Below are 264 nucleotides of genomic sequence, written 5' to 3' on the forward strand. Positions count from 1 at the left end.
CGGAGTCCCCGTGTCGCTGCCACCCCTGGTCGAGCCCGCCGAGGAGCTCACCGTCGACGAGGTCCGCAGGTACTCCCGCCACCTGATCATCCCGGATGTCGGGATGGACGGGCAGAAGCGGCTGAAGAACGCCAAGGTGCTGTGTGTCGGCGCCGGCGGCCTGGGCTCGCCCGCGCTGATGTACCTGGCCGCGGCGGGCGTCGGGACCCTCGGCATCGTGGAGTTCGACGAGGTCGACGAGTCCAACCTCCAGCGCCAGATCAT

1 protein-coding gene is annotated in these 264 nt (G+C 69.7%); it reads left to right on the plus strand.

The window, feature by feature from the left end:
* Nucleotides 1-10 precede the first annotated feature (10 nt).
* The coding region (locus GJQ66_RS12960) for a ThiF family adenylyltransferase (protein WP_368732939.1) at nucleotides 11-264 on the plus strand (254 nt) is incomplete at its 3' end.

The sequence above is a fragment of the Microbacterium sp. ZXX196 genome, from assembly GCF_009709595.1.
GTDB lineage: Bacteria > Actinomycetota > Actinomycetes > Actinomycetales > Microbacteriaceae > Microbacterium > Microbacterium excoecariae.